General features: G+C 64.7%; 22 protein-coding genes and 1 tRNA gene. 8 read left to right on the forward strand and 15 right to left on the reverse strand.

Features of this window, described 5'->3' with window-relative positions; all coding sequences use genetic code 11:
* The 3 genes from HV753_RS29230 to HV753_RS29240 all read right to left on the reverse strand — a co-directional run bounded on the left by HV753_RS29230 (position 1) and on the right by HV753_RS29240 (position 4,175).
* Complete coding sequence (locus HV753_RS29230) at positions 1-2,664, reverse strand: PD-(D/E)XK nuclease family protein (protein WP_175178064.1); 2,664 nt, start codon at positions 2,662-2,664, stop codon at positions 1-3.
* A gap of 103 nt (positions 2,665-2,767) precedes the next feature.
* On the reverse strand, positions 2,768-2,926 hold the full coding sequence (locus HV753_RS29235; protein WP_175178065.1) for a hypothetical protein: 159 nt from the start codon (positions 2,924-2,926) through the stop codon (positions 2,768-2,770).
* A gap of 37 nt (positions 2,927-2,963) precedes the next feature.
* Positions 2,964-4,175: an MFS transporter gene (locus HV753_RS29240; protein WP_175178066.1), complete on the reverse strand. Its 1,212-nt coding sequence runs from the start codon at positions 4,173-4,175 to the stop codon at positions 2,964-2,966.
* A gap of 303 nt (positions 4,176-4,478) precedes the next feature.
* Here HV753_RS29240 and HV753_RS29245 point away from each other — a divergent pair, with 303 nt between their 5' ends.
* The 5 genes from HV753_RS29245 (at position 4,479) to HV753_RS29265 (ending at position 10,124) form a co-directional block, all read left to right on the forward strand.
* Positions 4,479-4,757, forward strand: a complete 279-nt coding sequence (locus tag HV753_RS29245) for a DUF485 domain-containing protein (protein ID WP_175178114.1) — start codon at positions 4,479-4,481, stop codon at positions 4,755-4,757.
* A complete protein-coding gene (actP, locus tag HV753_RS29250) occupies positions 4,754-6,427 on the forward strand; it encodes a cation/acetate symporter ActP (RefSeq protein WP_175178067.1) in 1,674 nt (557 codons plus the stop codon). The genes HV753_RS29245 and actP overlap by 4 nt, the downstream gene beginning before the upstream one ends.
* Positions 6,428-6,445: 18 nt before the next feature.
* Positions 6,446-8,401: an acetate--CoA ligase gene (gene acs, locus HV753_RS29255; RefSeq protein WP_175178068.1), complete on the forward strand. Its 1,956-nt coding sequence runs from the start codon at positions 6,446-6,448 to the stop codon at positions 8,399-8,401.
* A gap of 7 nt (positions 8,402-8,408) precedes the next feature.
* Positions 8,409-9,056, forward strand: coding sequence for a response regulator transcription factor (locus tag HV753_RS29260; protein WP_175178069.1), 648 nt, complete (start codon positions 8,409-8,411; stop codon positions 9,054-9,056).
* A 114-nt stretch (positions 9,057-9,170) separates the two neighbouring features.
* Positions 9,171-10,124, forward strand: a complete 954-nt coding sequence (locus HV753_RS29265) for an NAD(P)H-dependent flavin oxidoreductase (RefSeq protein WP_175178070.1) — start codon at positions 9,171-9,173, stop codon at positions 10,122-10,124.
* 126 nt (positions 10,125-10,250) lie between these two features.
* Here HV753_RS29265 and HV753_RS29270 read toward each other — a convergent pair whose 3' ends face one another.
* The 7 genes from HV753_RS29270 to HV753_RS29300 form a co-directional block, all read right to left on the reverse strand.
* Positions 10,251-11,219, reverse strand: a complete 969-nt coding sequence (locus tag HV753_RS29270) for a tripartite tricarboxylate transporter substrate binding protein (protein ID WP_175178071.1) — start codon at positions 11,217-11,219, stop codon at positions 10,251-10,253.
* A gap of 50 nt (positions 11,220-11,269) precedes the next feature.
* Entirely contained in the window at positions 11,270-12,466 is a 1,197-nt protein-coding gene (locus HV753_RS29275) for a CaiB/BaiF CoA transferase family protein (RefSeq protein WP_175178072.1), read from the reverse strand.
* Positions 12,463-13,197, reverse strand: a complete 735-nt coding sequence (locus tag HV753_RS29280) for an enoyl-CoA hydratase/isomerase family protein (RefSeq protein WP_175178073.1) — start codon at positions 13,195-13,197, stop codon at positions 12,463-12,465. Before HV753_RS29280 ends, HV753_RS29275 begins: the two co-directional genes overlap by 4 nt.
* Positions 13,198-13,286: 89 nt before the next feature.
* On the reverse strand, positions 13,287-13,823 hold the full coding sequence (locus HV753_RS29285) for a MarR family winged helix-turn-helix transcriptional regulator (protein ID WP_175178074.1): 537 nt from the start codon (positions 13,821-13,823) through the stop codon (positions 13,287-13,289).
* An 89-nt stretch (positions 13,824-13,912) separates the two neighbouring features.
* Positions 13,913-14,869, reverse strand: a complete 957-nt coding sequence (locus HV753_RS29290) for a hydroxymethylglutaryl-CoA lyase (protein ID WP_175178075.1) — start codon at positions 14,867-14,869, stop codon at positions 13,913-13,915.
* Positions 14,866-16,491 carry an AMP-binding protein gene (locus HV753_RS29295; RefSeq protein ID WP_175178076.1) on the reverse strand — a complete coding sequence of 542 codons (1,626 nt, stop codon included), beginning with the start codon at positions 16,489-16,491 and terminating at the stop codon, positions 14,866-14,868. Before HV753_RS29295 ends, HV753_RS29290 begins: the two co-directional genes overlap by 4 nt.
* On the reverse strand, positions 16,488-17,258 hold the full coding sequence (locus HV753_RS29300; protein WP_175178077.1) for an enoyl-CoA hydratase/isomerase family protein: 771 nt from the start codon (positions 17,256-17,258) through the stop codon (positions 16,488-16,490). The genes HV753_RS29295 and HV753_RS29300 overlap by 4 nt, the downstream gene beginning before the upstream one ends.
* A 353-nt stretch (positions 17,259-17,611) precedes the next feature.
* Between HV753_RS29300 and HV753_RS29305 the strand changes: the two genes are divergently transcribed.
* Both HV753_RS29305 and pbpG read left to right on the forward strand, forming a co-directional pair.
* A tRNA-Arg gene (locus HV753_RS29305) sits at positions 17,612-17,686 on the forward strand.
* Positions 17,687-17,996: 310 nt separating this feature from the next.
* Positions 17,997-19,208, forward strand: coding sequence for a D-alanyl-D-alanine endopeptidase (pbpG, locus tag HV753_RS29310; protein ID WP_246288421.1), 1,212 nt, complete (start codon positions 17,997-17,999; stop codon positions 19,206-19,208).
* 69 nt (positions 19,209-19,277) lie between these two features.
* Here pbpG and HV753_RS29315 read toward each other — a convergent pair whose 3' ends face one another.
* Complete coding sequence (locus tag HV753_RS29315; RefSeq protein ID WP_175178078.1) at positions 19,278-19,667, reverse strand: ribbon-helix-helix domain-containing protein; 390 nt, start codon at positions 19,665-19,667, stop codon at positions 19,278-19,280.
* Between the two features lie 240 nt (positions 19,668-19,907).
* On the opposite strand from HV753_RS29315, the gene adhP reads away from it, so the two are divergent.
* On the forward strand, positions 19,908-20,933 hold the full coding sequence (gene adhP / locus HV753_RS29320; protein ID WP_175178079.1) for an alcohol dehydrogenase AdhP: 1,026 nt from the start codon (positions 19,908-19,910) through the stop codon (positions 20,931-20,933).
* Positions 20,934-21,050: 117 nt separating this feature from the next.
* Here adhP and HV753_RS29325 read toward each other — a convergent pair whose 3' ends face one another.
* The 4 genes from HV753_RS29325 to HV753_RS29340 all read right to left on the reverse strand — a co-directional run bounded on the left by HV753_RS29325 (position 21,051) and on the right by HV753_RS29340 (position 24,221).
* Positions 21,051-21,629: a DJ-1/PfpI family protein gene (locus HV753_RS29325; RefSeq protein ID WP_175178080.1), complete on the reverse strand. Its 579-nt coding sequence runs from the start codon at positions 21,627-21,629 to the stop codon at positions 21,051-21,053.
* Positions 21,630-21,767: 138 nt separating this feature from the next.
* The gene (gene ybaK, locus HV753_RS29330) at positions 21,768-22,256 is read right to left on the reverse strand and encodes a Cys-tRNA(Pro) deacylase (RefSeq protein ID WP_175178081.1); all 489 of its coding nucleotides are present in this window, start codon (positions 22,254-22,256) and stop codon (positions 21,768-21,770) included.
* Between the two features lie 61 nt (positions 22,257-22,317).
* Positions 22,318-23,301, reverse strand: coding sequence for a site-specific tyrosine recombinase XerD (xerD, locus tag HV753_RS29335; protein ID WP_175178082.1), 984 nt, complete (start codon positions 23,299-23,301; stop codon positions 22,318-22,320).
* A gap of 5 nt (positions 23,302-23,306) precedes the next feature.
* Positions 23,307-24,221, reverse strand: a complete 915-nt coding sequence (locus tag HV753_RS29340) for a LysR substrate-binding domain-containing protein (RefSeq protein ID WP_175178083.1) — start codon at positions 24,219-24,221, stop codon at positions 23,307-23,309.
* Positions 24,222-24,274 lie beyond the last annotated feature (53 nt).

Genomic DNA, 24,274 nt, shown 5'->3' on the forward strand with positions numbered 1-24,274 from the left:
TCATGCGTCCTCGTCGTCCAGATGCAAACGCAGGAACGGCAATGCATCGCAGTATTTCAGGTCATCCCGGCGGTAGGCCACGTTGGCCGCCACTCCGGCGACATATTCGTCGGCCAGCGCTTCGATCGCCACGCGCCAGCGCTGCCGGATCTCGGGCCAGGACAGGCCGTCGAAGTATTTGCTGTCGCTGGCCAGCGTCACGCCCGGCACGCCCAGATCTTCGTCGGCCAGGCCTTGCGCGGCCACCTGCCGCGCGTGGATCTGCGCCAACACCAGGCCGGCCACCTCGCCGCCGGCGGCGTCCGCCAGCACCGACGCATAGAACGGCAATTGCACGTTCACCGGACGGCTGCGCGACCAGTCAGGTTCTGGCTTGGCGGCAGCCACGCCCGTCTTGTAGTCGACGATGACGTTGCGGCCATCGGCCAGGCTGTCGATACGGTCCAGCCGCAGCTTCAGCGTCAACGCGCCGCGCTGCCACTGGTGGTTCTTCTCAACCTGGGCCACGGCGAACGGCAGACGCTGCGCCTCCATGTCCAACCAGGATGACAACACTGCTCGGGCGCGTTGGCATTCCAATGCCTTCAGCGCCGGGGCGTAGTCCTTGAGTTCTTCCTCGGCGGCCTGCGCCACGGCCTGCTCCAGCAAGGCGGGCAGTCGGCCGGTGGCCATGACGTCGTGCAAGGTTTCCTGATCCGGCATCATGCCCCACACCAGTTCCAGCGCCTTGTGCAGGAACTGGCCCCGCACGTTCACGGTGGCGGTATCCGCATAGGGCGCAAGCTCGCGTCCGCCCAAGCGATGGCGCACAAAGGCCCACAGCGGATTGCGCGCCTGCGTGTCCAGGACATCCAGGCCCCCGCCTCCGCGATTGCCGGGAGCCAATGGCGGCCCCTGGTTGTCATCCAGGGACTCTTGCGGCAACGCCGCCACAAGATCGGCCGCCGCCGGTGTCCAGTCCGTCAACGCAGTGGCGGCGATCAGCGGCGAAGGACGCAATTCGCGTTCACCATCCATGTGGGCATGGCTGACGATGATGTCGGGCGCGCAGCGGCACAGCGCGGCGTACATGCCTTCAGCCCATTCGCGCTCACGCTCGGGCGTGGCGCGCGGGGCCTTGGCCTGGCGCAACACGGCCAGCGGCAACAAGGGATTGGGCTTGGGCGACGCAGGCAACACGTCGTCGGTCAATCCCAGTATCCAAACGCCGTCCCAGTAGCCGCCCTCTGCTTCCAGCAGACCCAGCACGTCCAGGCGAGCCAAGGGATCGCGTTGCGGCTGGAACGAAGCCGACCGCGCCACGCTTTGCAGCAGATTCACCGCAGCCACCCCGCCCAGCCGGCCTGCGGCCGGCGCCAGCGCCGAAAAACTGCCCAAGGCGTCACCCAGCGCGCCCATGACCTGGTAGCCCACGCTATCCAGCACGGCTTCGCCCGGAAAACCCAACGCGGTCAGCGCGGCCTTCATGCGCAGTATCCAGACGTCGCAGGTGGCTTGACGGCCCCCCTGGGTCCAGATCTCCATCGCCTGGTTCCAGGCTTGCGCCAAGGTGGGCGTATCGGCCAACAGCTTCTTCCAATCCTGCGGGCTGACCCGCTGCACGGCCTGCCGGCGCCAACGCGCGTCGATCGCCGCCAGACGCGCGCGGTCACGCACATCGCTGGCGCAATATCCAGCCAGCAAGGCAGCGCCCAGCACGTCCACGCCGCACCCCTTGCCGGCGGCGCATTCAGCCAGCGCGCGCAGCCACGCCAGCGCCGCGCGTGCCATCGGCCATTCATTCAGGGAACGGCCCACCGCCACGTTGAACGCATAAGCCGGCGCACCATCGCGGCCGGCCAGCGCCTGGCTGAGCACACGCCGCGCAAAGGGGGATTCGGCTTCCAGCTGGGGCGACACAATGGCATAGCGTCCGTGCGGATGCGCCTTCAGCTGGCTAGCCGCCCATGCGGCGGCGGCACGCCATTCACCGCCTTGATCCGGTGCTTCAAATCGCCGCGCCACGGTCTCCACCCGCTGTGCATCTCGCCACTGCGCGACCACGGTGCCTTGCGCCTCGAAGGCATGCAGCAGACGGCGAAAGCGCGGCGACACATCGGTGAACCCCGCCAGCACCAGGTGATCGGGCGTGGCCAGCCGGCCCGCTTCCAGGGCGCGCAACACCCGCGCATACCCCTGGTTCGCGTCTTCGGCATCGATGCCCGTCAACGTATCGCGGTAGCGCGCTCGCCATCGGGCAAAACCGCGGTATTCGTCCGTGTCCGCGCCTGACGGCACCTGCAAATCCCATTCGTCCATCAGCAGATCGGCATCCATGGACAGCCGCGCCGCTTGGCTCGCATCCAGCAGCACCCGTTCGGCCTCTTCCGCGCGGATGGCTTCCGTCCACACCAATTGCGTGGCAAAACTGTCCAGCCGGTAGGCGGGCATGTCGCCATCCGCCTCGAAGGCCAGTTCGTTGGCGGATTCCGCCAGCCAGGCCGACAGCGGCAGAATGCGAGGCAGCTCGCTGACCTGACGCTCCTGGCGCAGCAGGCCGGCCAGCTCCAGCGTAAGCCGTCGCGACAGCCGGTTGTTCACCGTCAGCACCAGCGTGCCGGCAGCGGACATGACGCCGATGTCCGGCAGCGATAGATCGGGATAGGAAAGCGATGCGTCCTGCATGGGCACCTACAAGGCGCGTGTCGGAAGGACAGGCGCGAGTGACGAAAAAAACGACGGAGGAAACTCCGTCGTAGGATACCGCGAGCCAAGGGGGCAAAGGCGTCTAGAACCCGCAGAGGGCAGCCAGATTTTCCCAGTGGACCTGCATTTCGGGCGTGGTGTAGCCCCAGAACGCCAAACCCAGCACGACTGCCAACGCCAGCATGCCCAGTGCGCGCCAACCCCGATGGCGGCGGACGACGGGGGCTTGGGCAGGCGTCATGGGCGGTTCTCTGGATGGCATGATTCGCTGATCGGCATCAGGCCGACACGGGACGGGCTTCGACTGGCGTCACCGGTTGCTCACGCACCGGCAGGCACAACAGCGCCGCGATGACGGCAAGCGCCACGCCCAGCCACCAGACCATATCGTAGTTGCCCGTCTTGGCGTAAGCGTAACCCCCCAGCCAGACACCAATAAAGCTGCCCAACTGATGGCCCAGGAAGACAATGCCAGACAGGGTAGCGGCATAGCGCAAACCGTAGATCTGACCAATCAGGCCTTGCGTAAGCGGCACCGTGCCCAGCCAGAACAGGCCCATCCACGCCGCGAAGACATACAGCACCCAAGAGGACAATGGCACGGCCAGCAGCAGCAAAATGCCAAAGGCCCGCATGAAATACACCACGGCCAACAAGCGCTTCTTGCTGTATTTTCCGCCCAGCTTTCCCGCGTAGAACGAACCCAGCACGTTGAACAGGCCGATCAACGCCACGGCGGTTGCCCCCTGCCCTGCCGTCAGGCCGCCGTCGGTGACGAAGGCCGGCAGGTGCAAGGTGATGAAGGCGGTGTGGAAGCCACAGACGAAGTAGCTCCAGAACAAAAAGTGGAATGACGGGTGGCGCACCGCCTGACGCACGGCCGAGGCCAGTGACTGATGGGGGCCTGACTGCGATTGCGGACGGCCGCGCAGAAAATAGGCCAGCGGCGCGGCGCAAGCCACAAACAAGGAAAGCACCCACAGCGCGCCCGGCCAGTCCATGCCGGTGATCAGCGCTTGCCCGGTGGGCACCACGGCGAACTGGCCCAGCGAACCACCGGCGCTGGCAATGCCCATCGCGGTGCTGCGGTAGGCGGGTGGCACCGCGCGCGCGACCACCGGCAGGATCACCGGAAAGGTGGTGCCCGCCTGGCCCAGCCCGACCAGCACGCCGGCCGTCAGGTACAGGGTGGTTTCGTCAGTGGCGAAACGGGTGCCGATCATGCCCAGCATGTACAGCAGCGCGCCCAGCGCGATGGTGCGCCCCGAGCCGTAACGGTCGGCCAGGATGCCCATGAAGATACACGCGACGCCCCACACCAGGTTCTGCAAGGCGAAGGCCATCGAAAATACGTCGCGGCCCCAGCCGTGCGCCAGGCCCATCGGCTGCATGAACAGGCCAAAAGTCGCGCGAACGCCCATGGCAAGCAACACCACCAAGGTGCCCAGGACAATGGTGCGCGTGGAAATCGTATCGGTTTGACTAGACATGAAACCCGAGTCTGGTTGTTGTATGGGTTTCGTCCCCTCCTCGGGACGGATCCGCACATCATATACAAGTCCCCGGGTCCGAATCGGCAATAGCCATGCTGCCGCATCGCGCTTTTCGTCCCTCCGCCTCGGGCCTTACCCCTACGACTAAGGTCGAGTGTCCCCCGGACGGATGCGTCTCTATATTGGCCGCAGCCCGCCCGGCATTCCCGCACGGGCCAGACCGGAATCCCAGAACCCTCCGGCGATAACCATCGGGAGACTCCTCAAGTGACCTCTTCGGAAGCATTGACGGCCGCCGTCATGCGACATCCCAAATATCAGGAATTGCTGCGTCGGCGCAGCCGCGCCAGCTTGCTGTTCTTCACGATCACCGCCGTGATCTACGCAGGCTTCATCCTGACGCTGGCCTTCGACCCGGTGTTCTTTGCGCGTTCGCTGCCGGGCATGACGATGAGCATCGGCGTCCTGACCGGCACCCTCGTCGTATGCAGCGCCGTGGTGCTGGTTTCCGCCTACGTCCACCTGTCCAACACCGTGTTCGATCCGCTTCTGGCCGCCATCGTCAAGGACGTCTCATGAAGCACAAGACAAGCATCGCAGCCGTGCTGGCATTGTGGGCCGGGCTAACCGCGACGGCACAAGCCGCCACCACGGGGCAGACCAGCACTTCCGCCATCGCCATGTTCGTGACGTTCATCGCTGCCACCATGGGCATCACTTACTGGGCGGCCAAACGCACCCGGACTACGTCCGATTTCTACACCGCGGGGGGTGGCCTGTCAGGCTTCCAGAATGGCCTGGCGATAGCCGGAGATTATCTCTCGGCCGCCTCGTTCCTGGGCATCGCGGGCATGGTCTACGTCAGCGGCTTTGACGGCATGATCTACGCCATCGGGTTCCTGTTCGGCTGGCCCGTGGTCATGTTCCTGATCGCGGAGCGGCTGCGCAACCTGGGGCGCTACAACTTCGCCGATGTCACGTCGTTCCGGCTGGCGCAAACGCCCATGCGCATTCTTGCCGCCAGCGCATCGCTGCTGATCATCGCGCTGTATCTGATCGCGCAGATGGTGGGCGCGGGCAAGCTGATCGTGCTGCTGTTCGGGCTGGACTACAACATCGCCGTGCTGATCGTCGGGTCGCTGATGATGATCTACGTGGCTTTCGGCGGCATGACCGCCACCACCTGGGTGCAGATCATCAAGGCCGTGCTGATGCTGTTCGGCGCCACGCTGATGACGGTGCTGGTGATGGCCGCCTTCCGCTACAGCCCGGACGCGCTGCTGGCCGAAGCCGTGCGCGTTCATCCGTCGGGCCGCGAACTACTGGCGCCGGGCGCCGAGGTCAGCAGCAATCCGCTGAACGCCTTGTCGCTGGGCATCGCGCTGGCGTTCGGCACGGCCGGGCTGCCACACATCCTGATGCGTTTCTTCACGGTATCGAACGCCAAGGAAGCGCGCAAGTCCGTCATCTACGCCAGTTCCTTCATCGGCTACTTCTATCTGCTGACGTTCATCATCGGCTTTGGCGCGGTTGCCCTGCTGGTTCGGCACCCCGAATATTTCGTGGCCAATGCAGACGGCAGCTTCGACATGTTGAAAAGCCTGATCGGCGGCACCAACATGGTGGCGGTGCACCTGGCCAACGCCGTGGGCGGCAGCCTGTTGCTGGGGTTCCTGGCAGCCGTCACGTTCGCGACGATCGTGGCGGTGGTGGCGGGACTGGCGTTGGCCGGCGCTGCGGCGATCTCCCATGACCTGTACGCCAACGTCATTGCGCGCGGCCGCGCCACGGAGCACCAGCAAATGCGCATCTCGCGCCTGTCGACCATAGCGCTGGGCGTCATGGCCATCCTGCTGGGCATCGTGTTCGAGAACCAGAACGTGGCATTCATGGTGGGCTTGGCCTTCGCCATCGCCGCCAGCGCCAATTTCCCCGTTCTGGTGTTGTCGATCTCATGGCGCGGCTGTACCACGCGCGGGGTCACCATCGGCGGATTCCTGGGCCTGGCCAGCGCCACCCTCTGGGTCATCCTGAGCAAGACCGTATGGGTGGACGTCTTCGGTTTTGCCGCGCCCATCACGCCCTTCCCCAACCCCGGCATCCTGTCCATTCCCCTGGCGTTCTTCTCGATCTGGTTGTTCTCGAAGCTGGACAAGAGCCCCAGAGCCCAGCGGGAAGCCGCGGCGTTCGACGCCTTGACCGTCCGCAGCCAGACCGGGATCGGCGCCGCCACCGCCATCTCCCATTAACCGTTCAGAGGAGCTTCCATGGACCCCATCCGCGACCTTTATCCCGTGCCACAAGGCTTTGCCGGCCCGCAAACGGTTACGCAGGAACAGTACCAGGAACAATACGCGGCCTCGCTGAGCGATCCCGACGCTTTCTGGGCGCAAGCTGCGCAGCGCGTGCAGTGGTATCGCGAGCCCACGCAAATCCGCGACGTCAGCTTCGCCACCGAGGACTTCCACATCCGGTGGTACGCCGACGGGGAACTGAACGCCAGCGTCAACTGCCTGGATCGCCACCTGGAGACCCATGGCGACAAGACCGCGCTGATCTGGGAACCCGACGACCCCGATACGCCTTCGCAGCGCGTCAGCTACCGCGAACTGCACGCCAAGGTCTGCAAGATGGGCAATGCCTTGCGCCGCGCGGGCATCGGACGCGGCGACCGCGTCACGATCTATATGCCGATGATCGTGGACACCGTGGCAGCCCTGCTGGCCTGCGCGCGCATCGGCGCCGTGCACAACGTGGTGTTCGGCGGATTCGCGCCGGCCTCGATCGCCGACCGTGTGCGCAACTGCGGCGCCAAGGCCATCATCACCGCCGACGAAGGCCGCCGCGCGGGCCGCACGATTCCGTTGAAGGCCAACGTGGACGCCGCCCTGGAGATGCCAGGCATGGAGGGGGTGCGCACGGTGCTGGTAATCCGGCACACGGGGGCTCCCGTCAGCATGACGGCCGAGCGCGACTACTGGCTGGACAAGCTGATGGACCGGGAATCCGACGAATGTGTCCCCGAACGCATGAACGCCGAAGATCCGCTGTTCATCCTCTATACCTCGGGCAGCACCGGCAAGCCCAAGGGCATGTTGCACACCACCGGCGGCTACCTCGTCTATGCCGCGTATACCCATGCCGTCATCTTCGATATCCGGGACAGCGATGTCTTCTGGTGCACGGCCGATGTGGGTTGGATCACCGGCCACAGCTACATCGTGTACGGCCCGCTGGCCAACGGAGCCACCTCCGTCATCTTTGAAGGCGTTCCCAGCTATCCGGACGCCTCACGCTTCTGGCAAGTGATTGACAAGCACGAGGTCAGCATCTTCTACACCGCCCCGACCGCCATCCGCGCCCTGATGCGTGAAGGCCCCGAACCTGTGCTGCGCACGTCGCGCAAATCGCTGCGGTTGTTGGGCACGGTGGGTGAACCCATCAACCCCGAAGCCTGGCGCTGGTACCACGGCGTGGTCGGCGCAGGCCGTTGCCCCATCGTGGACACCTGGTGGCAGACGGAAACGGGCGGCATCCTGATTGCGCCCCTGCCTGGCGCCAAGGCCTGCAAACCCGGAGCGGCCAGCATGCCGTTCTTCGGCATCCAACCCGCGCTGGTCGACGTGAAGACGGGAGCCCTGATCGAAGGCGCGGGCGAAGGCAATCTCTTCATCCGCGATTCCTGGCCCGGCCAGGCCCGCACGGTCTACGGCGATGACCGCCGCTACATCGAAGGCTGCTTCAAGGACTATCCCGGCATGTACTTCACCGGCGACAGTTGCCGTCGCGACGCTGATGGCGACTACTGGATCACCGGCCGCGTGGACGATGTGCTGAACGTCAGCGGGCACCGCATTGGCACCGCCGAACTGGAAAGCGCGCTGGTATCGCATCCGAAGGTTGCCGAAGCCGCCGCCGTCGGCTTCGCCCATGACATCAAGGGTCAGGGCATCTACGTCTATGTCACGCTGAAGGCCGGCACCATGGAATCCGACAGCCTGCGCAAGGAACTTGTAGACCACGTGCGGCGCGAGATCGGCCCCATCGCCACGCCAGACCATCTGCAATGGGCGCCCGCCCTGCCCAAGACGCGCTCGGGCAAGATCATGCGCCGCATCCTGCGCAAGATCGCCGAGAACAGCGTCGACGATCTGGGCGACATCACCACGCTGGCAGATCCCTCGGTCGTGCAGGCATTGGTGCGGGAACGCCGCATGGCATGATAGCGCCATGCTCGTCTTCCTGATTGCCGACGATCATCCGCTGTTTCGCGAAGCGCTGTGCGCGATGATCGTCCGCATGTTTCCCCGCGCAGTGGTCCACGAAGCCGACCACGTGAGCAAGCTCTATGGACTGGTGGATGCCTGGCCGGACGCTGCCCTGCTCCTGCTGAACTTGAATCTGCCGGGCGGCGCCGGCTACGGCCCGCTGGCGCATGTGCGCGACCGGCATCCCCAGTTGCCGATCATCATCCTGTCGGCACGCGACGACCCCGTGTTGATGCGACGGTCGATGGACCATGGCGTACAGGGCTTCATTCCGAAATCCATCGACGCGGCCACATTGGGTGACGCCCTGCGGCACGTGCTGGGCGGCGGCGCCTGGTTGCCCGAACGCAGTGATACGGCGGGCAGCGACGCAGCCCCGCCGACGGCCAGCACGCGCGATCTGACGCCACAGCAGTTCCGTGTGCTGCAAATGGTGGCGGCCGGTCTCTTGAACAAGCAGATCGCCCATGAACTCCATGTGTCCGAAGCCACCGTCAAGAGCCACATGACCGCCGTCATGCGCAAACTCAGCGTCACCAATCGCACGCAGGCGGTATTGATGACGGAACGGCTGCGCATGCGCGCCAGGCATTACACCCCCCCGCGCTGACACCACACCGGCTATCGATCCGGATGGCACCCGGTAAATACAAGCACGCCGAATATAGTTGATATTATCAACTAATTGATTGAAAATGGCGTTTTCCATATCGCAGGCAACGCCATGATTCTGCAAACTCCGCTGACCCGGTTGTTGGGCACGCGCTATCCCATCATCCAGGGCGGCATGAGCTGGGCATCGTCCAACGCGGCACTGGCGTTGGCGGTATCCCAGGCAGGCGGCCTGGGCGTCATCGCCGCGGGCCCGATGTATCCCGAAGCGCTGCTGGCCGCCGTGCGCCAAGTGCGCGCAGGCACGGATGCCCCTTTCGCCGTGAATATTCCGCTCTACAACAAGCGTGCGCAGGAACACATGGACATCGCCATTGGGGAAGGCGTACCAGCGATCATTGCGTCTCAGGGCGGTCCACAGAAATACCTGGGGCGCGCACGCGAGGCCGGCATCAAATGGCTACAGGTCGTCGCCAGCCCGCTGCATGCCGAAAAAGCACAAGCGGCCGGCGTGGATGCCGTGATCGCCGTGGGCCTGGAAGCCGGCGGCCATCCCGGCCCGGACGAAATCGGCCTGCACGTGCTGGTGCGCGCCATCGTGCGCCGCGTGACGTTGCCCGTGGTTGCGGCGGGCGGCATTGCCGACGGCGCGGGCATTGCCGCCGCCCTGTGCCTGGGCGCGGCCGGCGCGCAACTGGGCACCCGCTTTCTGCTGACGCCCGAGGCCGGCGTCCATGCCGACTACAAGGCGGCCGTGTTGGCTGCGGGTGTCTCGGACACCACGCTGGTCGGACGCGGCCGCTCTCCGGTACGGATGCTGCGCAATACCTTTGCCCGCCAATACCTGAGCGCCGAACGCGCGCTCGAAGACGCCGACCTGGATGCACTGTTCACGGCCAGTTCGCTGAAGCAAGCCGCCCTGGAGGGCGATGTCGAAGGCGGCAAGGTCGAAGCGGGACAAAGCGCCGGCCTGATCGACAGCGTGCAGCCGGCCGGCGTGGTCATGCAACAGCTGGTGGATGAAACCCGCGCGGCCTTGGCGCGCGCCGCCGCGCTGGCGGGCTAGCGCATTCCCCATCCCGCCAAGCAACAAGCCGCCCACGTAAAAACCCCCGAAGGTTGGATCAACGTCCCACTTTCGGGGGTCAGCTCAACGGGGCGGCTTGTTGCTTGTCAGCGCACGTCGATTCCTCTACTTCTTCATCAGGCCCGCCGACTCCACCAGCTTGCGCATCGCCGCCTGATCCTTTTCCACGAACGCCGTCGCCTGTTGCGGAGACATGTTCCACAAGTCCACGCCTTGCGCCTGCATCAGCTTGCCGTATTCCACATCGGCGTTCACCCGGCTCACGGCCTCGTTCAATCGTTGCAGCACCTCGGGCGGCGTGCCCTTGGGCGCCGCCAGGCTGTACCAGGATGCGGATTCCGCCCCGACCACGCCCGACTCCGCCAAGGTGGGCACATCGGGCAACAGCGGCGAGCGCTTGTCGTTGGCATAGGCCAGCGCCTTCAGGCGTCCGCTACGAATGAATTGCAAGCTGGCCGCCAGGTTCAGCACGGCGATATCCACCTGCCCGCCAACCAGGTCATTGATGGCGGGTGCCGCGCCGCTGTAGGGGATGTGCACGATATCCACGCCCGCTCGCTGGCGGAACAATTCGGCGCCCAAATGCGGCGAGCTGCCCGGCCCGGCTGAGGCATAGTTGATCTTGCCCGGTTCCTTGCGCGCAAGCGCCACCAGATCGGCCACGCTACCCGCGTTCAGGGTGGGCCGCGCAACCAACATGTTGGGCTGGTTGGCCACGATGGACACGAAGGCGAAATCCTTGATGCCGTCATACGGCGTGCGCTGCATCAAGGGCGTGACGACGTGCGCGGCCGAGGTGCCAAGCAGCAGGGTGTAGCCATCCGGCTTGGCTCGGGCCACGTAGTTGGCGCCGATGGCCGCGCCGCCGCCCGCCTTGTTTTCCACGATCACGGGCTTGCCCAATTGCTTCTCAAGTTCGCGGGCCAAGGCCCGGCCCAAGACATCGGCGGGTCCGCCCGCCGCATAGGGGTTGACCAGCGTGATCGGCTGGGACGGATAGGAATCGGCCGCGGCGGCCGTCGCGCTTAGCGCAGCGACGGCCAGGCCGCAGCACAGGCGCTTGAGGGTCTTCATGAGGTTGTCTCCTGGAATATTGGTTTTTTTGGTACGAAAGGGAAATGCCGCTAGATCGCGCCTTCGGCGCGCAGCGCTTGAATCTCATCCTGCGTCAGCCCCAACTGTGACGTCAGCAGTTGCTCGGTGTGTTCCCCCAGCAATGGCGGCCGTTCAAGGCGGGGGTTTTCGTATCCCTGGAACTTGAAGGGCACCGGCACTGCGCCGAATCGGCCGATGGAGGGGTGTTCATAGCTGGACACCATGCCGCGCGCCAGCACATGCTCGTTGTGCAGGATTTCTTCCACATCCAGGATGGGGCCGGCCGGCACACCAACCGCGTCGCAACGCCGGCATAGTTCGTCGCGCGTCAGCCGCGCGGCCGCCGCCGCTAGTCCCGCCATGACTTCATCACGCCGTGCCACGCGCACGGCGTTGCGCGCCAATTCCGCGTCGTCGGCCCATTGCGGCAAGTCCAACGCTTCGCACAACGGCTTCCAATGCTGATCGCTGCCCGTGATCTGCACCCATCGGCCGTCACTGCACACGAATGCCGCCGACGGCACGCGACCCGGATGCTCGGTGCCCAGCCGTGGCGGCACTTCGCCCAACGCGAAATAGCGCGCCGCCGCCAGCGACAGCAGGCCGACCTGACCATCGAGCATCGAGAAATCGATATGGCAACCCTGCCCCGATTTCGCCCGGCCAACCAGCGCCGACAAGATGCCAATGGCGGCCCACAATCCCGACGTCAGGTCGCCCACGGGCAGCCCCGGCTTGACGGGTCCGCCGCCGCGTTCACCCGTCAGACTCATGATGCCGCCCATGGCCTGGAATACGGTGTCGTAGCCCTTGCGCGGCGCGTATGGCCCCGTCATGCCAAAGCCCGTGCAGGAAAAATAGATCAGCCCGGGATTGCCTGGCGCGATCGAGTCCCGATCCAGCCCGTACTTCGCCAGCGTGCCCACGGGAAAGTTCTCGACCACGACGTCGCTGGTCTCGGCCAGCCGGCGGATCAAGGCCTGCCCCGCCGGCTTGCGGAAATTCACCGTGATCGATTGCTTGCTGCGATTGAAGGCCAGGTAGTAGGCCGACTCGGTGCCCCCCTCCCCTTGCACTTGCGGTTCAAACCCGCGCGTCTCGTCGCCCGATCCGGGTTGCTCGACCTTGATCACGGTCGCCCCCAATTCGGCCAGGATCATCGAGGCGAACGGACACGCCAGTACACGCGACAGATCCAGGATGGTCACGCCATCCAACGGCCTCATCGCGCGGCTCCCTGGCGGAATCCCCGCATGATGACGTTGGCGTCGCGCCCGACCCCCAACGCCTCGGCCAGCCCCAAGTCGGCTGCGCGGTGGAAGGCGCGCTTGGTCAGCCCCATCGCGGCCGGCTCCCAGCCTGCCAGCCGTGTTGCCATGGCAATGGCCGCGTCCAGTACCTGTCCGGCAGGCAGCGAACGGTTGGCGATGCCCAGCGCCAGTGCGCGCGCGCCGTCGATGGGCTCGGCCATCACCACCAGTTCAAAGGCGTGCTTGCGGCCCACTTGCCGCACCAGATTCGCCATGACGACCGCAGCCACGATGCCGTGGCGCAGTTCCGGATACCCGAAACGCACATCGTCAGCCATGACGGTCAGGTCGCACGCCAGCGCCAGACCGGCGCCACCGCCCAGCGCATTGCCATGCACCGCCGCGACGACTGGCTTGGTCATCCGCGAGAACACCAGATGCAGGTCCGTCGTCAGATCCGCGCGGCTCAGCACGGCCTCGGGCTGCTCCATCGTCAGGCCTGAAAACTCTGTTGTGTCGGCGCCCGCGCAGAACGACTTTCCATTTCCGGTCAGCACCACGGCGCGCACGGAGGTGTCGTGGTCCGCCTGCCGCAGCGCTTGCAGCAAGGCCGTGGTCAGCGCCGTGTTCAGCGCGTTGTGCTTTTCCGGCCGATTCAGGCGCAGCAGGCGCACGGCACCCTGGTTTTCGACGATCAGTTCCGACATGACGCATGTCCTTCTAGAAAGAGGTGAAGCATTTAATGGACTTAATCAACAATATGGGCAAAAAAAGGCGCAACGCGGGCGCCCATCGCTTAGCGTGGTTGCACCCCGCGGCCACGGCGCGCAGGCACCTCGGCTTTGAATTCGTTCAGCATTTCCAAGGCGTGCGCGGTCAGCTTGTCCAGCATCCGTTCCATCGCGTCGCGCTCTTCGTCGGTCAGCACCGACAACATCGCGTCGTTGCGTTGGACGGCGGCGGGGAACATCTCGTCATACAGATCGCGCCCTGCGCGCGTCAGATCCAGGCTGACGCCGCGGCCATCCTGGCTATCGGCGCTACGGCAGATCAATCCGCGTTCGATCAGTTCGGACACGGTTCGGCTGGCCTGGCTCTTGTCGATGTTGGCCTCGCGCGCCACCGCGTTGAGCGACATGTCCGGTGCCGCGCCCAACAGCGCAATGATCCGCCATTCACGCGGGCCGACGCCATAGCGGCTTTCGTTGAGTCCTGCCGCAATCCGGCTGGACACGTAGGCCAGACGGTTCAGCCGATACGAGAACAGTTCCTTAAGGGCCTGGGGTTCGGCGCGCGTGCGGGTAACGGTCTTGTGTGCGGTCGGAGATGCCATGGCTGAGTTCTACGTAGAGGAAGAAGAAGTCGGGCGGACGCAGCGGACGCGCCCTTGGCCGCATGATATACAAATGCGGCGCGCGGCTTTCATGACGCAGCCTGCGACGGCGATACACCCGGTATCAGCGGATTCAGGCCACTTTGCGCCACGCGGCTGTGCAACGGCCGCCCCAGCGTCTGCTGGCAATATTGCGACACCTCGTCCAACGCCGTCAGATTCAGCCCGGTTCGCACGCCCATGGACTCGAACAGGCTCACCAAGTCCTCAGTGGCGACGTTGCCGGTGTGGCCGCCACCATATTTGACCTTGGCCGGGTGCCCGCCCACGCCACCGAATGCCGTATCGAAATGGCGCACGCCCGCCTCCAACGCGGCCACGTAATTCACCAGGCCCGTGCCACGGGTATCGTGGAAATGCGCGACCGGCGTCAGCTGCGGAAATTCCAGCGCCATGCGCGAGTACAAGCTGCGTACCGCTGCGGGCGTCGCCATCCCGGTGGTGTCGCCCAGCGTCACGATCCCAACGCCCAGTTGCGCAAAGCGTTCCACGTCGTCCATCACGGAGTCGGGGTCCACCGCCCCTTCAAACGGACAGCCGAACGCCACCGAAATCGTGCCAACCATGCGCAAGCGTCCGCCTGCCAACTGCGCCATCTCGGCAATGTTGTCCCATTGCGCGACCCGCTCGCGTTTCAGATTGCGCAGCGAATGCGAGGTGGTGGCCGACACCAGCAGGCTGATTTCGTTGGCGCCGATTCCCGCGTCCTGATCGGCCAGCGCGCGTTGCACCGCACGGGCATTGGCGCAGGTCGCCTTGTACCAAACCCCATCACGACGCGGCAGCATGGCCAGCAGTTCAGTGGCGTCGGAAAACTGCGGCACGACCTTGGGGTTGGAATAGGACGTGGCTTCCACGCGCTCAAAGCCCAACGCCGCAAAGCGATCGATCAAGTCCGCCTTGATCCTGGTGTCGATGAATTCCGGTTCATGCTGCAAGCCATCGCGGGCAAAGCACTCGCACAACACCACATCGCGCGCGCTCATGCCGTCTGCTCCAGTCCGAACAGCGCAATCGCATGCGCACGCAGCTTGTTCTTCTGCACCTTGGAACTACCTGTCATGCCGATGTGCTCAAAACTATCGACCACTTCTACGTAACGCGGCACCTTGTAGTTCGCGCACCGCGCCTTGCACCAGGCCGTCAATTCACTTGCCGCGCAAACCTGCCCTTCCTTGAGAAGAACGAATGCGGCTGGCACTTCACCCAGGCGCGCATCCGGCACGCCCACGACCTGGGCCATGCGCACGGCGGGGTGACTGTGCAGCACTTCTTCAACTTCGGCCGGCGCGACGTTTTCACCGCCGACGCGGAACATATCCTTTAACCGGCCGACCATCCGCAAGCGGCCGTTTGCGTCCATTTCGCCCAGATCGCCCGTGCTGAGCCAACCGTCTGGGCCCAACGCGCGAGCCGTCGCTTCGGGCATGTTGTAGTAGCCCTTCATCACGCTCCATCCGCGCGCCTGGATCTCGCCCGCCTCGCCAACCGCGACGGGCAGGCCCGTGCCCGGATCCACCACGCGGATTTCCATGCCGGGATGCGGCAGCGCCCAGCCTGCGGCGCGCAGCGCAAAAGAATCATCAAACGACGACAGCGTGATGTTGGGCGAGGCTTCGGACTGACCGTAGGCATTGCAGATGCCCGGCACGCCCATGACGTCGCGTATTTTTTGCATGACTTGCGGCCCCGCAGCGGCCCAACCGCCCCGCAGATGAATACGTGCGCGGTCAAAATCGGGATGGCCCATCAGCATCAGGAAGATCGTATCGTTGCCGGACGTCAGCGTGCAGCGCTCGGCATCCAGCATCTGCAAGGCATCAGCGACGTCAAACTTGGGCAGCGTCAACAAGCAGCATCCCGTGACCAGGCTCACCAGGATGGATAGCGTGGTGCCGGCAACGTGGAAGTACGGGCGGATACTGAAGTAGCGATCGTCCGCCCGCACGCCAATGCGCTGGGCAGCGGCCCACGCATTGGTCAACATATTGGCGTGCGTCAGCATCACGCCTTTCGGAAACGAGGTCGTGCCCGACGTGTATTGAATCAACAGCACGTCGTCCGGATGAACGGCGTCGATAGCCGCCTGCATGGCAGCATCGTCCACGGCGCGGCCCGCGTCCAGGAATGCTTGCCACGCTTCGCCGCCACCCGGGCAGCGTTCGCCCAGCACCACGACCTGGCGCAATGCAGGCAAGCGTTCGCCCGGCAGCCGCATGGCCAGCGCCGGCTCTACTTGCGTAAGCAGATCCAGAAAGTCGATGCCCAGAAACGTATCGGCGGTCAGCAACAGCGTCACGTCGGCCTGCTTGAGGCAGAACTCAAGCTCTTCCGTCTTGAAGCGCGTATTGACCGGAACCGTGACTGCGCCCAGCATGGCGCAGGCATAGAAAATCTGCACCCACACGCCGCTATTGCCCAGCAGCACGCCGACATGATCGCCGTGCCGCACACCGGCCGCGTGCAGCGCGCGCGCAATACGGCGCGCTTCATCACGCATCTCGCGCCAGTCATGGCGCTCACCGGGCGCGACGAACGCTTCGGCCTGCGGGAACGCATGGACGCTGCGCTCCAGCGCCTTCGATAAGGTGGTTGGCGCGGCGATCATGCGCGGCCTCCCGATTCAGCCGCGCCAAAGCCGGCGATTGCCTGCTGCCAGTTGGTGCCGCGCAGATTTTCCTCGATCGCCAGCAGCTCGATCGCCATGGCCCCTTCTCGCGTCGTCGCCAGCCCCTGGTCGATGCTGCGTTTCGTCAGCCTGACGGTCAGCGGCGCGGCGCCAGCAATGTGCCGCGCCATGGCAAGCGCCTCTTGCCCCAAGGCATCCGGCGCGTGGACATGATTCACCAGGCCAATCTCGCACGCTTCCGCCGCGTCGAAGCGGCGACCGGTGAACAGCAATTCCTTGGCCTTGCGCGCGCCAGCGATGCGCGGCAGCCGCTGCGTGGCGCCCACCGTTCCCCAGCCCACTTCGGGATAACAGAACATCGCTTCAGAAGAGGCCAGCACGAAGTCGCAGGCCGAGGCGATCTCGCAGCCCGAGCCGAATGCCGGCCCATGCACCACTGCGATCACCGGCTGCGGCATGCGTTCGATCGCGCCATAGGCGGCAAACCCCTGCACCCGCCGCGCCGTCATGTCGGCCGTGGACATGGTTTTGCGTTCTTTCAGATCGGCGCCCGCGCAGAAGGCCGATCCCGCCCCCGTGATCAGCACCACATGCACGGCGGGATCAGCGGCCAGCGTCGTCATGGCCTGCACCAATTCGGCGCACATCAACGAGTTCAACGCATTGCGGCTATCGGGACGATTCAGCGTCACCGTGGCGACACGGTCCTGCACATCCAACAAGATCGTGTGAAAAATCGGGGTCATGCCTGCTCCTGAGTGTTCTAGGTATCTATCGGGCCTGGAACTGGCGCCTTTGCCAGCGCGCGTGCCGCCTTGAAATCGACTATAGGTCATATAGTTGATTAAATCCACTAGTTTTCAGATCACTGGAGGTCGGCGCTTGCTGGTTGCGGCGGATCGACCGGCTTTCGGACGATTTGGGCCGATGCCCCTGTCCTGCTAGACTTGCGCCCTGCCTGCCCCTGGGGCCACATTGATTAGTGATACACTCCCCGCCGAGTGTTTCCCTGCAATATCAAGGCACTAGGATAAAAACTTGAAGCGCGCCGCGGCACCGCGATGGCTTCAACGTGATTGCAGTGCCCAGCCTTGCCCGTCTCGCCGTAGTTAAATGGATATAACCGGCCCCTCCTAAGGGTCAATTGGTGGTTCGATTCCACCCGGCGAGGCCACCCCCCGGCCTCGGTCCCGACGCCGCACTCCCCCCTAAATTCCGCACGTTCAGCCAGATGAGGGTTAATCCGGGCTACGCTCACGCGCCTTGCGCCGTTAGCTTCTGGTGTCGCGTCTTGTGACGAATTGAAGCGACGTCAATACGTCACTAATATTTTTTTCAGCGATGATAGTGAATCGTCTTGCGCGCAACTTGATGTGCTGTTTAAATTCGACTCGTAAGCCCCTAATTCATCTGGATTTTTTCTGAACCGACGAACCGCCGGCTTAAGAAACACTTCTTCACAGACTGACAAGCCTGCTCAAACCATGGCATTTTCCTGGAAACGTGCAATAGCGAACGCGATAGCGCCGGCAGCGCTGGCGATGTGCGCGCTGCTGCCCCCAGCCGCGCTAGCCGCGAAGAATTCCGACCCTTGCAAGACGAACGCCAAATCGGCGGCCTGCAAGGCGCAACAAGCCAAGAAACCCCCTGCCGCGAAAGCTGGCTCAGGCAAGAGCGCCTCAGGCAAACAAGCCGCGCCCGCCGCCAAGAAGGCCGCCCCGGCCGCCAAGAAGGCACCGCCTAAATCTTCCTCCACCGCCAAGAAAGCACCGCCCAAGGGCGGCAGGCAAGTCGCCGCCAAGGGCACGCCGCCCAAGAAGGGCGCGGCGGGCAAGAACGGCGCCTCGAACAAGCCCTCGCGCGGACAACGCGCCGCCGCCGCAGCCTCAGCGGCCGCCATGCCGCCGCCCGCAGTTTCGGTGCGCGCCGAAGCCGCCGCGCTGCGATCCAGCACCGCCTACGTGCAAGACCTGGAAACGTCGACCGTCCTCTTTGCCAAGAACGAAAATGTCGTGCGTCCCATCGCCTCGATCTCGAAGCTGATGACGGCGGTCGTCGTCGTGGACGCCAACCTGCCGATGGATGAAATGCTTGAGATCACCGACGACGACGTCGATGGCTTGAAGCACACCACGTCGCGCTTGCGCGTCGGCACCAAGCTCTCGCGCGGCGACATGCTGCACTTGGCGCTGATGTCGTCCGAGAACCGCGCTGCCAACGCGCTGGGCCGCCACTATCCGGGCGGCCTGCCCGCTTTCGTGGCCGCCATGAACGCCAAGGCGCAATCGCTGGGCATGGGCAGCACGCACTTCATCGAGCCGACGGGCCTGTCCAGCAACAACGTCTCGTCCCCGCATGACCTGGCCCGCCTGCTGCGCGCAGCGTCGCAGCGCCCGCTGATCCATCGCTATTCGACTGATACCGAGTACGACGTCGAGATCAACAACCGCACGCAGACCTTCCGCAATACCAACCTGCTGGTGCGCAAGCCTGACTGGGACATCAAGGTGTCCAAGACCGGCTACATCAACGAAGCGGGCGAATGCCTGGTCATGCTGGCCCGCATCAATGGCCGCGATCTGGCCATCGTGCTGCTGGATTCCCAAGGCAAGCTGTCGCGCATCGGCGATGCCGTGCGGATCCGCCGCATCGTGCAAAACGAAGTGGCATTGGCATCGATCCAGCCTGGCGGTTGAACGCTCTGCCTGCCCAAAAAGAAGGCCCGATCTTGTGATCGGGCCTTTTTCATTACGGGTGCCTGAGGGCTATGCGGCCACGGGCCGCTTGCTGCGCAACGGGGTCGCGTCATAGAGCGACGCCGGCAGCCCTTCCAGCACGGCTTGCGGATTCAGGGACCGAAGCGGCACCGCCGCATCCAGCGGAATCCGGCCGTCGGCCTGTAGCACTTGATAGCGCAGGCAACATACGCGCAGAAACGATGTGAAGTTGGCGGCCTCGCCACGGTATTCGATCAGTTCGTCGTACAGGCGTTCGATCAGTTGCGTGACCCGCATGCCGTCGCGTGCGGCGATCTCTTCCAGCACCTGCCAGAACAACTGCTCCAGCCGCAAGCTGGTTGCCACGCCATGCAGACGCAACGAACGGGTTTCGGGCGCGTAGGACTGCTCGCTCGCGCGGATGAAGATTTCACACATGGGAGCTCCGGGGCCAGGCGCCCGCTGAACGGGCACATCCGGGTCACTGTACGACGTTTGATGCGCTACCCGCAAGACACCCCTGCCCCCGGCACGGCTTACGCCAGCCGGTTGAGCCCGCTATTCTGCAACGACACGTTGCACGCCAGCGGCCCATGCCCCCCAGTTGATATAAATCATGGTCACGACAGCGTGAGCGTCCGAGCATAGTGAAACTGATCAGACTTCGGAGGTAGTGTGATGGACAAGACCATGAAGGCCGCAGTTGCACGAGCATTTGGCAAACCCCTTGTGATTGAAGAGGTCGCGGTGCCCCGGCCTGGCCCGGGCGAACTGCTGGTGAAGATCGAAGCTTGCGGCGTGTGCCACACCGACTTGCATGCCGTTGAAGGCGACTGGCCGGTCAAACCCAATCCCCCCTTCATTCCCGGCCACGAAGGCGTGGGCCACGTCGTGGCGGTGGGCGCGGGCGTCACCCATGTGAAGGAAGGCGACCGCGTTGGCATCCCCTGGCTGTATTCCGCCTGCGGCCATTGCGAACACTGTCTGGGCGGCTGGGAAACCCTGTGTGAACAGCAACAGAACGCGGGCTATTCCGTGAACGGCGGTTTCGCCGAATACGCGCTTGCCGCCGCCGATTACGTTGGGCTACTGCCCAAGAACGTCAGTTTCATCGACATCGCCCCCGTCCTGTGCGCGGGCGTCACCGTGTACAAGGGCCTGAAGATGACGGACACGCGCCCGGGCAACTGGGTGGTGATTTCCGGCATTGGCGGGTTGGGCCACATGGCCGTGCAATACGCCAAGGCGATGGGCTTGAACGTTGCCGCCGTGGACATCGACGACGCCAAGCTGGACTTCGCCCGCCGGCTGGGCGCGGAAGTGACCGTTAACGCCAAGACCACTGATCCCGCCGCCTATCTGAAGCGCGAGATTGGTGGCGCGCATGGCGCGTTGATCACGGCCGTGTCGCCCAAGGCGTTCGAGCAAGCGCTAGGCATGGTGCGCCGTGGCGGCACCGTGGCGCTGAACGGCTTGCCGCCCGGCGATTTCCCGCTATCGATCTTCGACATGGTGCTCAACGGCGTCACCGTGCGCGGCTCCATCGTGGGCTCGCGCCTGGACTTGCAGGAGTCCCTGCAATTCGCCGAAGAAGGCAAAGTGCATGCGACCGTCGCCACGGAAAGCCTGGAGAACATCAACAGCGTGTTCGACCGCATGAAGCAGGGAAAAATCGAAGGCCGTATCGTGCTTGATTTCGCCTGACCGGCGAACGCAAAGCCGCCGCAACGACAAGGCGCCAGGGGCAGTTGCAGCCCCTGGCGCCTTGCGTATTCACACGGAAGTCCGGAATCGGATTCGCAGCCTTCCGCGCGCGGTGGATCAATGCGTGATTTTCGTGCCCAGCACCGCCAGGAACTGCGCCAGCCATGCCGGATGCGCGGGCCACGCCGGCGCCGTCACCAGGTTGCCGTCGGTGTAGGCCTGATCAATGCCGATCTCGGCGTAAGTGCCACCAGCCAGCCGAACTTCCGGCGCGCACGCGGGATACGCCGAGCACGTGCGTCCCTTCAGGATGCCGGCCGCGGCCAGCAATTGCGCGCCATGGCACACCGCCGCGATGGGCTTGCCGGCCTGGTCGAAGCCGCGCACGATATCCAGCACCTTTTCATTCAGGCGCAGGTATTCCGGCGCACGCCCGCCGGGGATCACCAACCCGTCATAGGACGAAGGTTCCACGCGATCGAAGTCGAAATTCAGCGCAAAGTTGTGACCGCGTTTTTCACTGTAGGTCTGCGCGCCTTCAAAATCATGGATCGCGGTGGCGATGGTGTCGCCGGCTTTCTTGTCCGGGCAGACCGCATGCACCGTGTGCCCCACGGCCAACAGCGTCTGGAACGGCACCATGGTCTCGTAGTCCTCGGCGTAGTCGCCGACCAGCATCAACAGTCGTTTGCTCATGATTGTCTCCTAGGGATGGGGTGGAGCCGGTTGTGCGCCTGACTCGGTGTCGGGCTTCCGGTTCTTGATGTTCTGCCCCATTGTGCCCCTGTCGCAAATCCGGCGGGTGGTATGGGAATACCACGTCTGGGGCTGCCGCTATTCCAGCGCGACGGTCACGCTCTTCGCCCCCAGCAACGTCACGAGCACGTTGGGGTCGATGCCAATCAGGTAGCCGCGCCGTCCACCGTTGATATAGACCACGGGATACGTCAGCATCTCGGCTTCGATCCACACCGGCATCTTCTTGCGCGTGCCGAACGGAGACGTGCCGCCCACCTGATAGCCGGAGTGCCGCTGCGCGACCTCGGGCTTGCAGGGCTCCACTTTCTTCAAGCCCGCCTGGCGTGCCAGGTTCTTGGTGGAGACCTCGCGGTCACCGTGCATGACCACGATCAGCGGCTTGGCCGATTCGTCTTCCATCACCAGCGTCTTCACCACCGCATGCGGATCCAGGCCCAACTGACGCGCGGCCTCGCCGGCGCCGCCGTGGTCCACGTAGTCATAGGTGTGTTCCGTGTAGGCCACCTTGTTCTGCTTCAGGAACTGGGTGGCGGGGGTTTCAGAAACGTGGCGGGCTTTGCTCATGGTTGGGTCGGGTCGAAAATGAAAAGTGTAAGACAGCGCGGGGGCCGGGCGTCGCGGCCAACTAACCGCGCGGATGATGCGCCGCGTGCAGCGCCTTCAGGCGTTCGCGCGCCACATGCGTGTAGATCTGCGTGGTGGAAATGTCTGCGTGGCCCAGCAACATCTGCACCACGCGCAGGTCGGCGCCGTGGTTCAGCAAGTGCGTGGCGAATGCATGGCGCAGCACGTGCGGCGACAACGGCGCGTGGACGTCGGCCAAGAGCGCATATTTTTTCACCAGTTGCCAGAACGCCTGGCGCGACATGGCTTCTGCGCGTCCGGTGATGAACAACGCATCGCTTTGACGCCCGGCGGCCAGTTCGGGGCGCGCGGTCTTCAGGTACTGGTCAATCCAGTGCGCGGCCTCCTGGCCCAGCGGCACCAGGCGATCCTTCCCCCCTTTTCCCAACACGACGCGCACCACGCCTTCATTCAGGCTGACGTCCAGTGCGCGCACGCCCACCAGCTCCGACACGCGCAGACCGGTGGCATACAGCGTTTCCAGCATGGCGCGATCACGCAGGCCGCGCGGCTGCCCCAGGTCCGGCGCGCGCAGCAAGGCGTCCACCTGCTGTTCGGACAAGGTCTTGGGCAGGCGGGGGGGCTGCTTGGCGGCAATCAGGGTCAGGCAGGGATCTCGCTCCGACCGGTGTTCGCGCAATGCCCAGGCATAGAAACGGCGTAGCGCCGCCAGCCGGCGGTTGGCGGTGGTGGCACGGGTTTCTTCATGGCGAAACGCAAACCAGGCCTCGATATCGGCCTTCTGCGCCTCGTTCAAGGGTTTGGCGGGACCTGCGGGCAGCGCGTGCGTGGCGGAGGCGTCGCCGTAGCGGTCGGCCATTTCGCGAGCATAGGCATCCGGGTCCTCCAGCCAGCGGGCAAAGCCGGTCAGGTCGCGCCGATAGGCGGCCAGGGTATTCGCCGACAATCCGTCCTCTAGCCAGACGGCGTCGATGAAGGCGTCGATATCGGCCTGGGAGGCCAGTGGCGCGCGGGAATCCGACATGGAGCTCACCGTTCCCCCACGCCCACGGCGGCCGACTTCAGCCAGCTCTCGAAGAGCTTGAGCGCGTCGGAACGTTCGCTGCGTTGCGGATAACCGAAGTAATAGCCCTGGCTGACCATCAGGGACTGCGGCACCGGCATTTTCAGCGTGCCCTGATCCAGCGCCGGCTGCGCCAGGAAACGCGGCATCAGCCCCACGCCCAACCCGGCCTGCACGGCCGCCATCACCATGGTGAACAATTCATAACGCGGGCCGCCCGCTGCCTGCGGGCCATATAGATGGTTGTTGGCGCCATACCACTGGCGCCAGGCGTCCGGCCGCGAGGCCAGGTGCAGGTGGGTCATGCCGGCCAGGACGCTGGTGCCCGTGTCCGTCGCCCGGGCGGCCCGGGCCGCCAGGTCCGGCGCACACACCGGCACCAATTCTCGCTCGGGGAACAGCAGCCCTCCCTGGGTGCCTGGCCACAGGCCGTCGCCGTGGTAGAGCGCCCCGTCAAAAGGCTGGTCCTTGAATTGGAACGGCAGCGTGCGCACCGACAGGCTGACCGTGATATCCGCATGTTCGCGCTGGAAATCCGCCAATCGCGGAATCAGCCAGGTCGTGGCCAGGGTGGGCACCACCGCGATGTGAATGCTGCGCCCCATGCCCGTGCGGCTGACGAGCCCGAAAGTGTCCTTTTCGATCTGGTCCAGATGGTGACGGATGCGGCCGGCATATTCGGCGCCGTGGTCGGTCAGGACGATCCGCCGCCGCACCCGGGTGAACAACTGCACCCCCAGGCGCGATTCCAGGCTGGCCACCTGCCGGTAGACCGCGCTGTGCGTCAGGGACAGTTCCTCGGCCGCGCGGGAAAAACTGCCTAGACGGGCCGACGCTTCAAACGCTTGCAGCGCGCTCAGATTGGGTATGCCATTTCTCATGGGGCGGGAACTACCTGAAATCGGCCTGAACCCCGCATGCCGCTTGCGGCGGC

This window comes from Achromobacter pestifer (genome assembly GCF_902859625.1).
GTDB classification, from domain to species: domain Bacteria; phylum Pseudomonadota; class Gammaproteobacteria; order Burkholderiales; family Burkholderiaceae_B; genus Achromobacter; species Achromobacter pestifer.

Bases quoted from the DNA above. Each gene is read 5' to 3' on its own strand.
- HV753_RS29230 (WP_175178064.1), bottom strand. From the start codon at position 2,664: ATGCAGGACGCATCGCTTTCCTATCCCGATCTATCGCTGCCGGACATC.
- HV753_RS29235 (WP_175178065.1), bottom strand. From the start codon at position 2,926: ATGACGCCTGCCCAAGCCCCCGTCGTCCGCCGCCATCGGGGTTGGCGC.
- HV753_RS29240 (WP_175178066.1), bottom strand. From the start codon at position 4,175: ATGTCTAGTCAAACCGATACGATTTCCACGCGCACCATTGTCCTGGGC.
- HV753_RS29245 (WP_175178114.1), top strand. From the start codon at position 4,479: ATGCGACATCCCAAATATCAGGAATTGCTGCGTCGGCGCAGCCGCGCC.
- actP (WP_175178067.1), top strand. From the start codon at position 4,754: ATGAAGCACAAGACAAGCATCGCAGCCGTGCTGGCATTGTGGGCCGGG.
- acs (WP_175178068.1), top strand. From the start codon at position 6,446: ATGGACCCCATCCGCGACCTTTATCCCGTGCCACAAGGCTTTGCCGGC.
- HV753_RS29260 (WP_175178069.1), top strand. From the start codon at position 8,409: ATGCTCGTCTTCCTGATTGCCGACGATCATCCGCTGTTTCGCGAAGCG.
- HV753_RS29265 (WP_175178070.1), top strand. From the start codon at position 9,171: ATGATTCTGCAAACTCCGCTGACCCGGTTGTTGGGCACGCGCTATCCC.
- HV753_RS29270 (WP_175178071.1), bottom strand. From the start codon at position 11,219: ATGAAGACCCTCAAGCGCCTGTGCTGCGGCCTGGCCGTCGCTGCGCTA.
- HV753_RS29275 (WP_175178072.1), bottom strand. From the start codon at position 12,466: ATGAGGCCGTTGGATGGCGTGACCATCCTGGATCTGTCGCGTGTACTG.
- HV753_RS29280 (WP_175178073.1), bottom strand. From the start codon at position 13,197: ATGTCGGAACTGATCGTCGAAAACCAGGGTGCCGTGCGCCTGCTGCGC.
- HV753_RS29285 (WP_175178074.1), bottom strand. From the start codon at position 13,823: ATGGCATCTCCGACCGCACACAAGACCGTTACCCGCACGCGCGCCGAA.
- HV753_RS29290 (WP_175178075.1), bottom strand. From the start codon at position 14,869: ATGAGCGCGCGCGATGTGGTGTTGTGCGAGTGCTTTGCCCGCGATGGC.
- HV753_RS29295 (WP_175178076.1), bottom strand. From the start codon at position 16,491: ATGATCGCCGCGCCAACCACCTTATCGAAGGCGCTGGAGCGCAGCGTC.
- HV753_RS29300 (WP_175178077.1), bottom strand. From the start codon at position 17,258: ATGACCCCGATTTTTCACACGATCTTGTTGGATGTGCAGGACCGTGTC.
- pbpG (WP_246288421.1), top strand. From the start codon at position 17,997: ATGGCATTTTCCTGGAAACGTGCAATAGCGAACGCGATAGCGCCGGCA.
- HV753_RS29315 (WP_175178078.1), bottom strand. From the start codon at position 19,667: ATGTGTGAAATCTTCATCCGCGCGAGCGAGCAGTCCTACGCGCCCGAA.
- adhP (WP_175178079.1), top strand. From the start codon at position 19,908: ATGGACAAGACCATGAAGGCCGCAGTTGCACGAGCATTTGGCAAACCC.
- HV753_RS29325 (WP_175178080.1), bottom strand. From the start codon at position 21,629: ATGAGCAAACGACTGTTGATGCTGGTCGGCGACTACGCCGAGGACTAC.
- ybaK (WP_175178081.1), bottom strand. From the start codon at position 22,256: ATGAGCAAAGCCCGCCACGTTTCTGAAACCCCCGCCACCCAGTTCCTG.
- xerD (WP_175178082.1), bottom strand. From the start codon at position 23,301: ATGTCGGATTCCCGCGCGCCACTGGCCTCCCAGGCCGATATCGACGCC.
- HV753_RS29340 (WP_175178083.1), bottom strand. From the start codon at position 24,221: ATGAGAAATGGCATACCCAATCTGAGCGCGCTGCAAGCGTTTGAAGCG.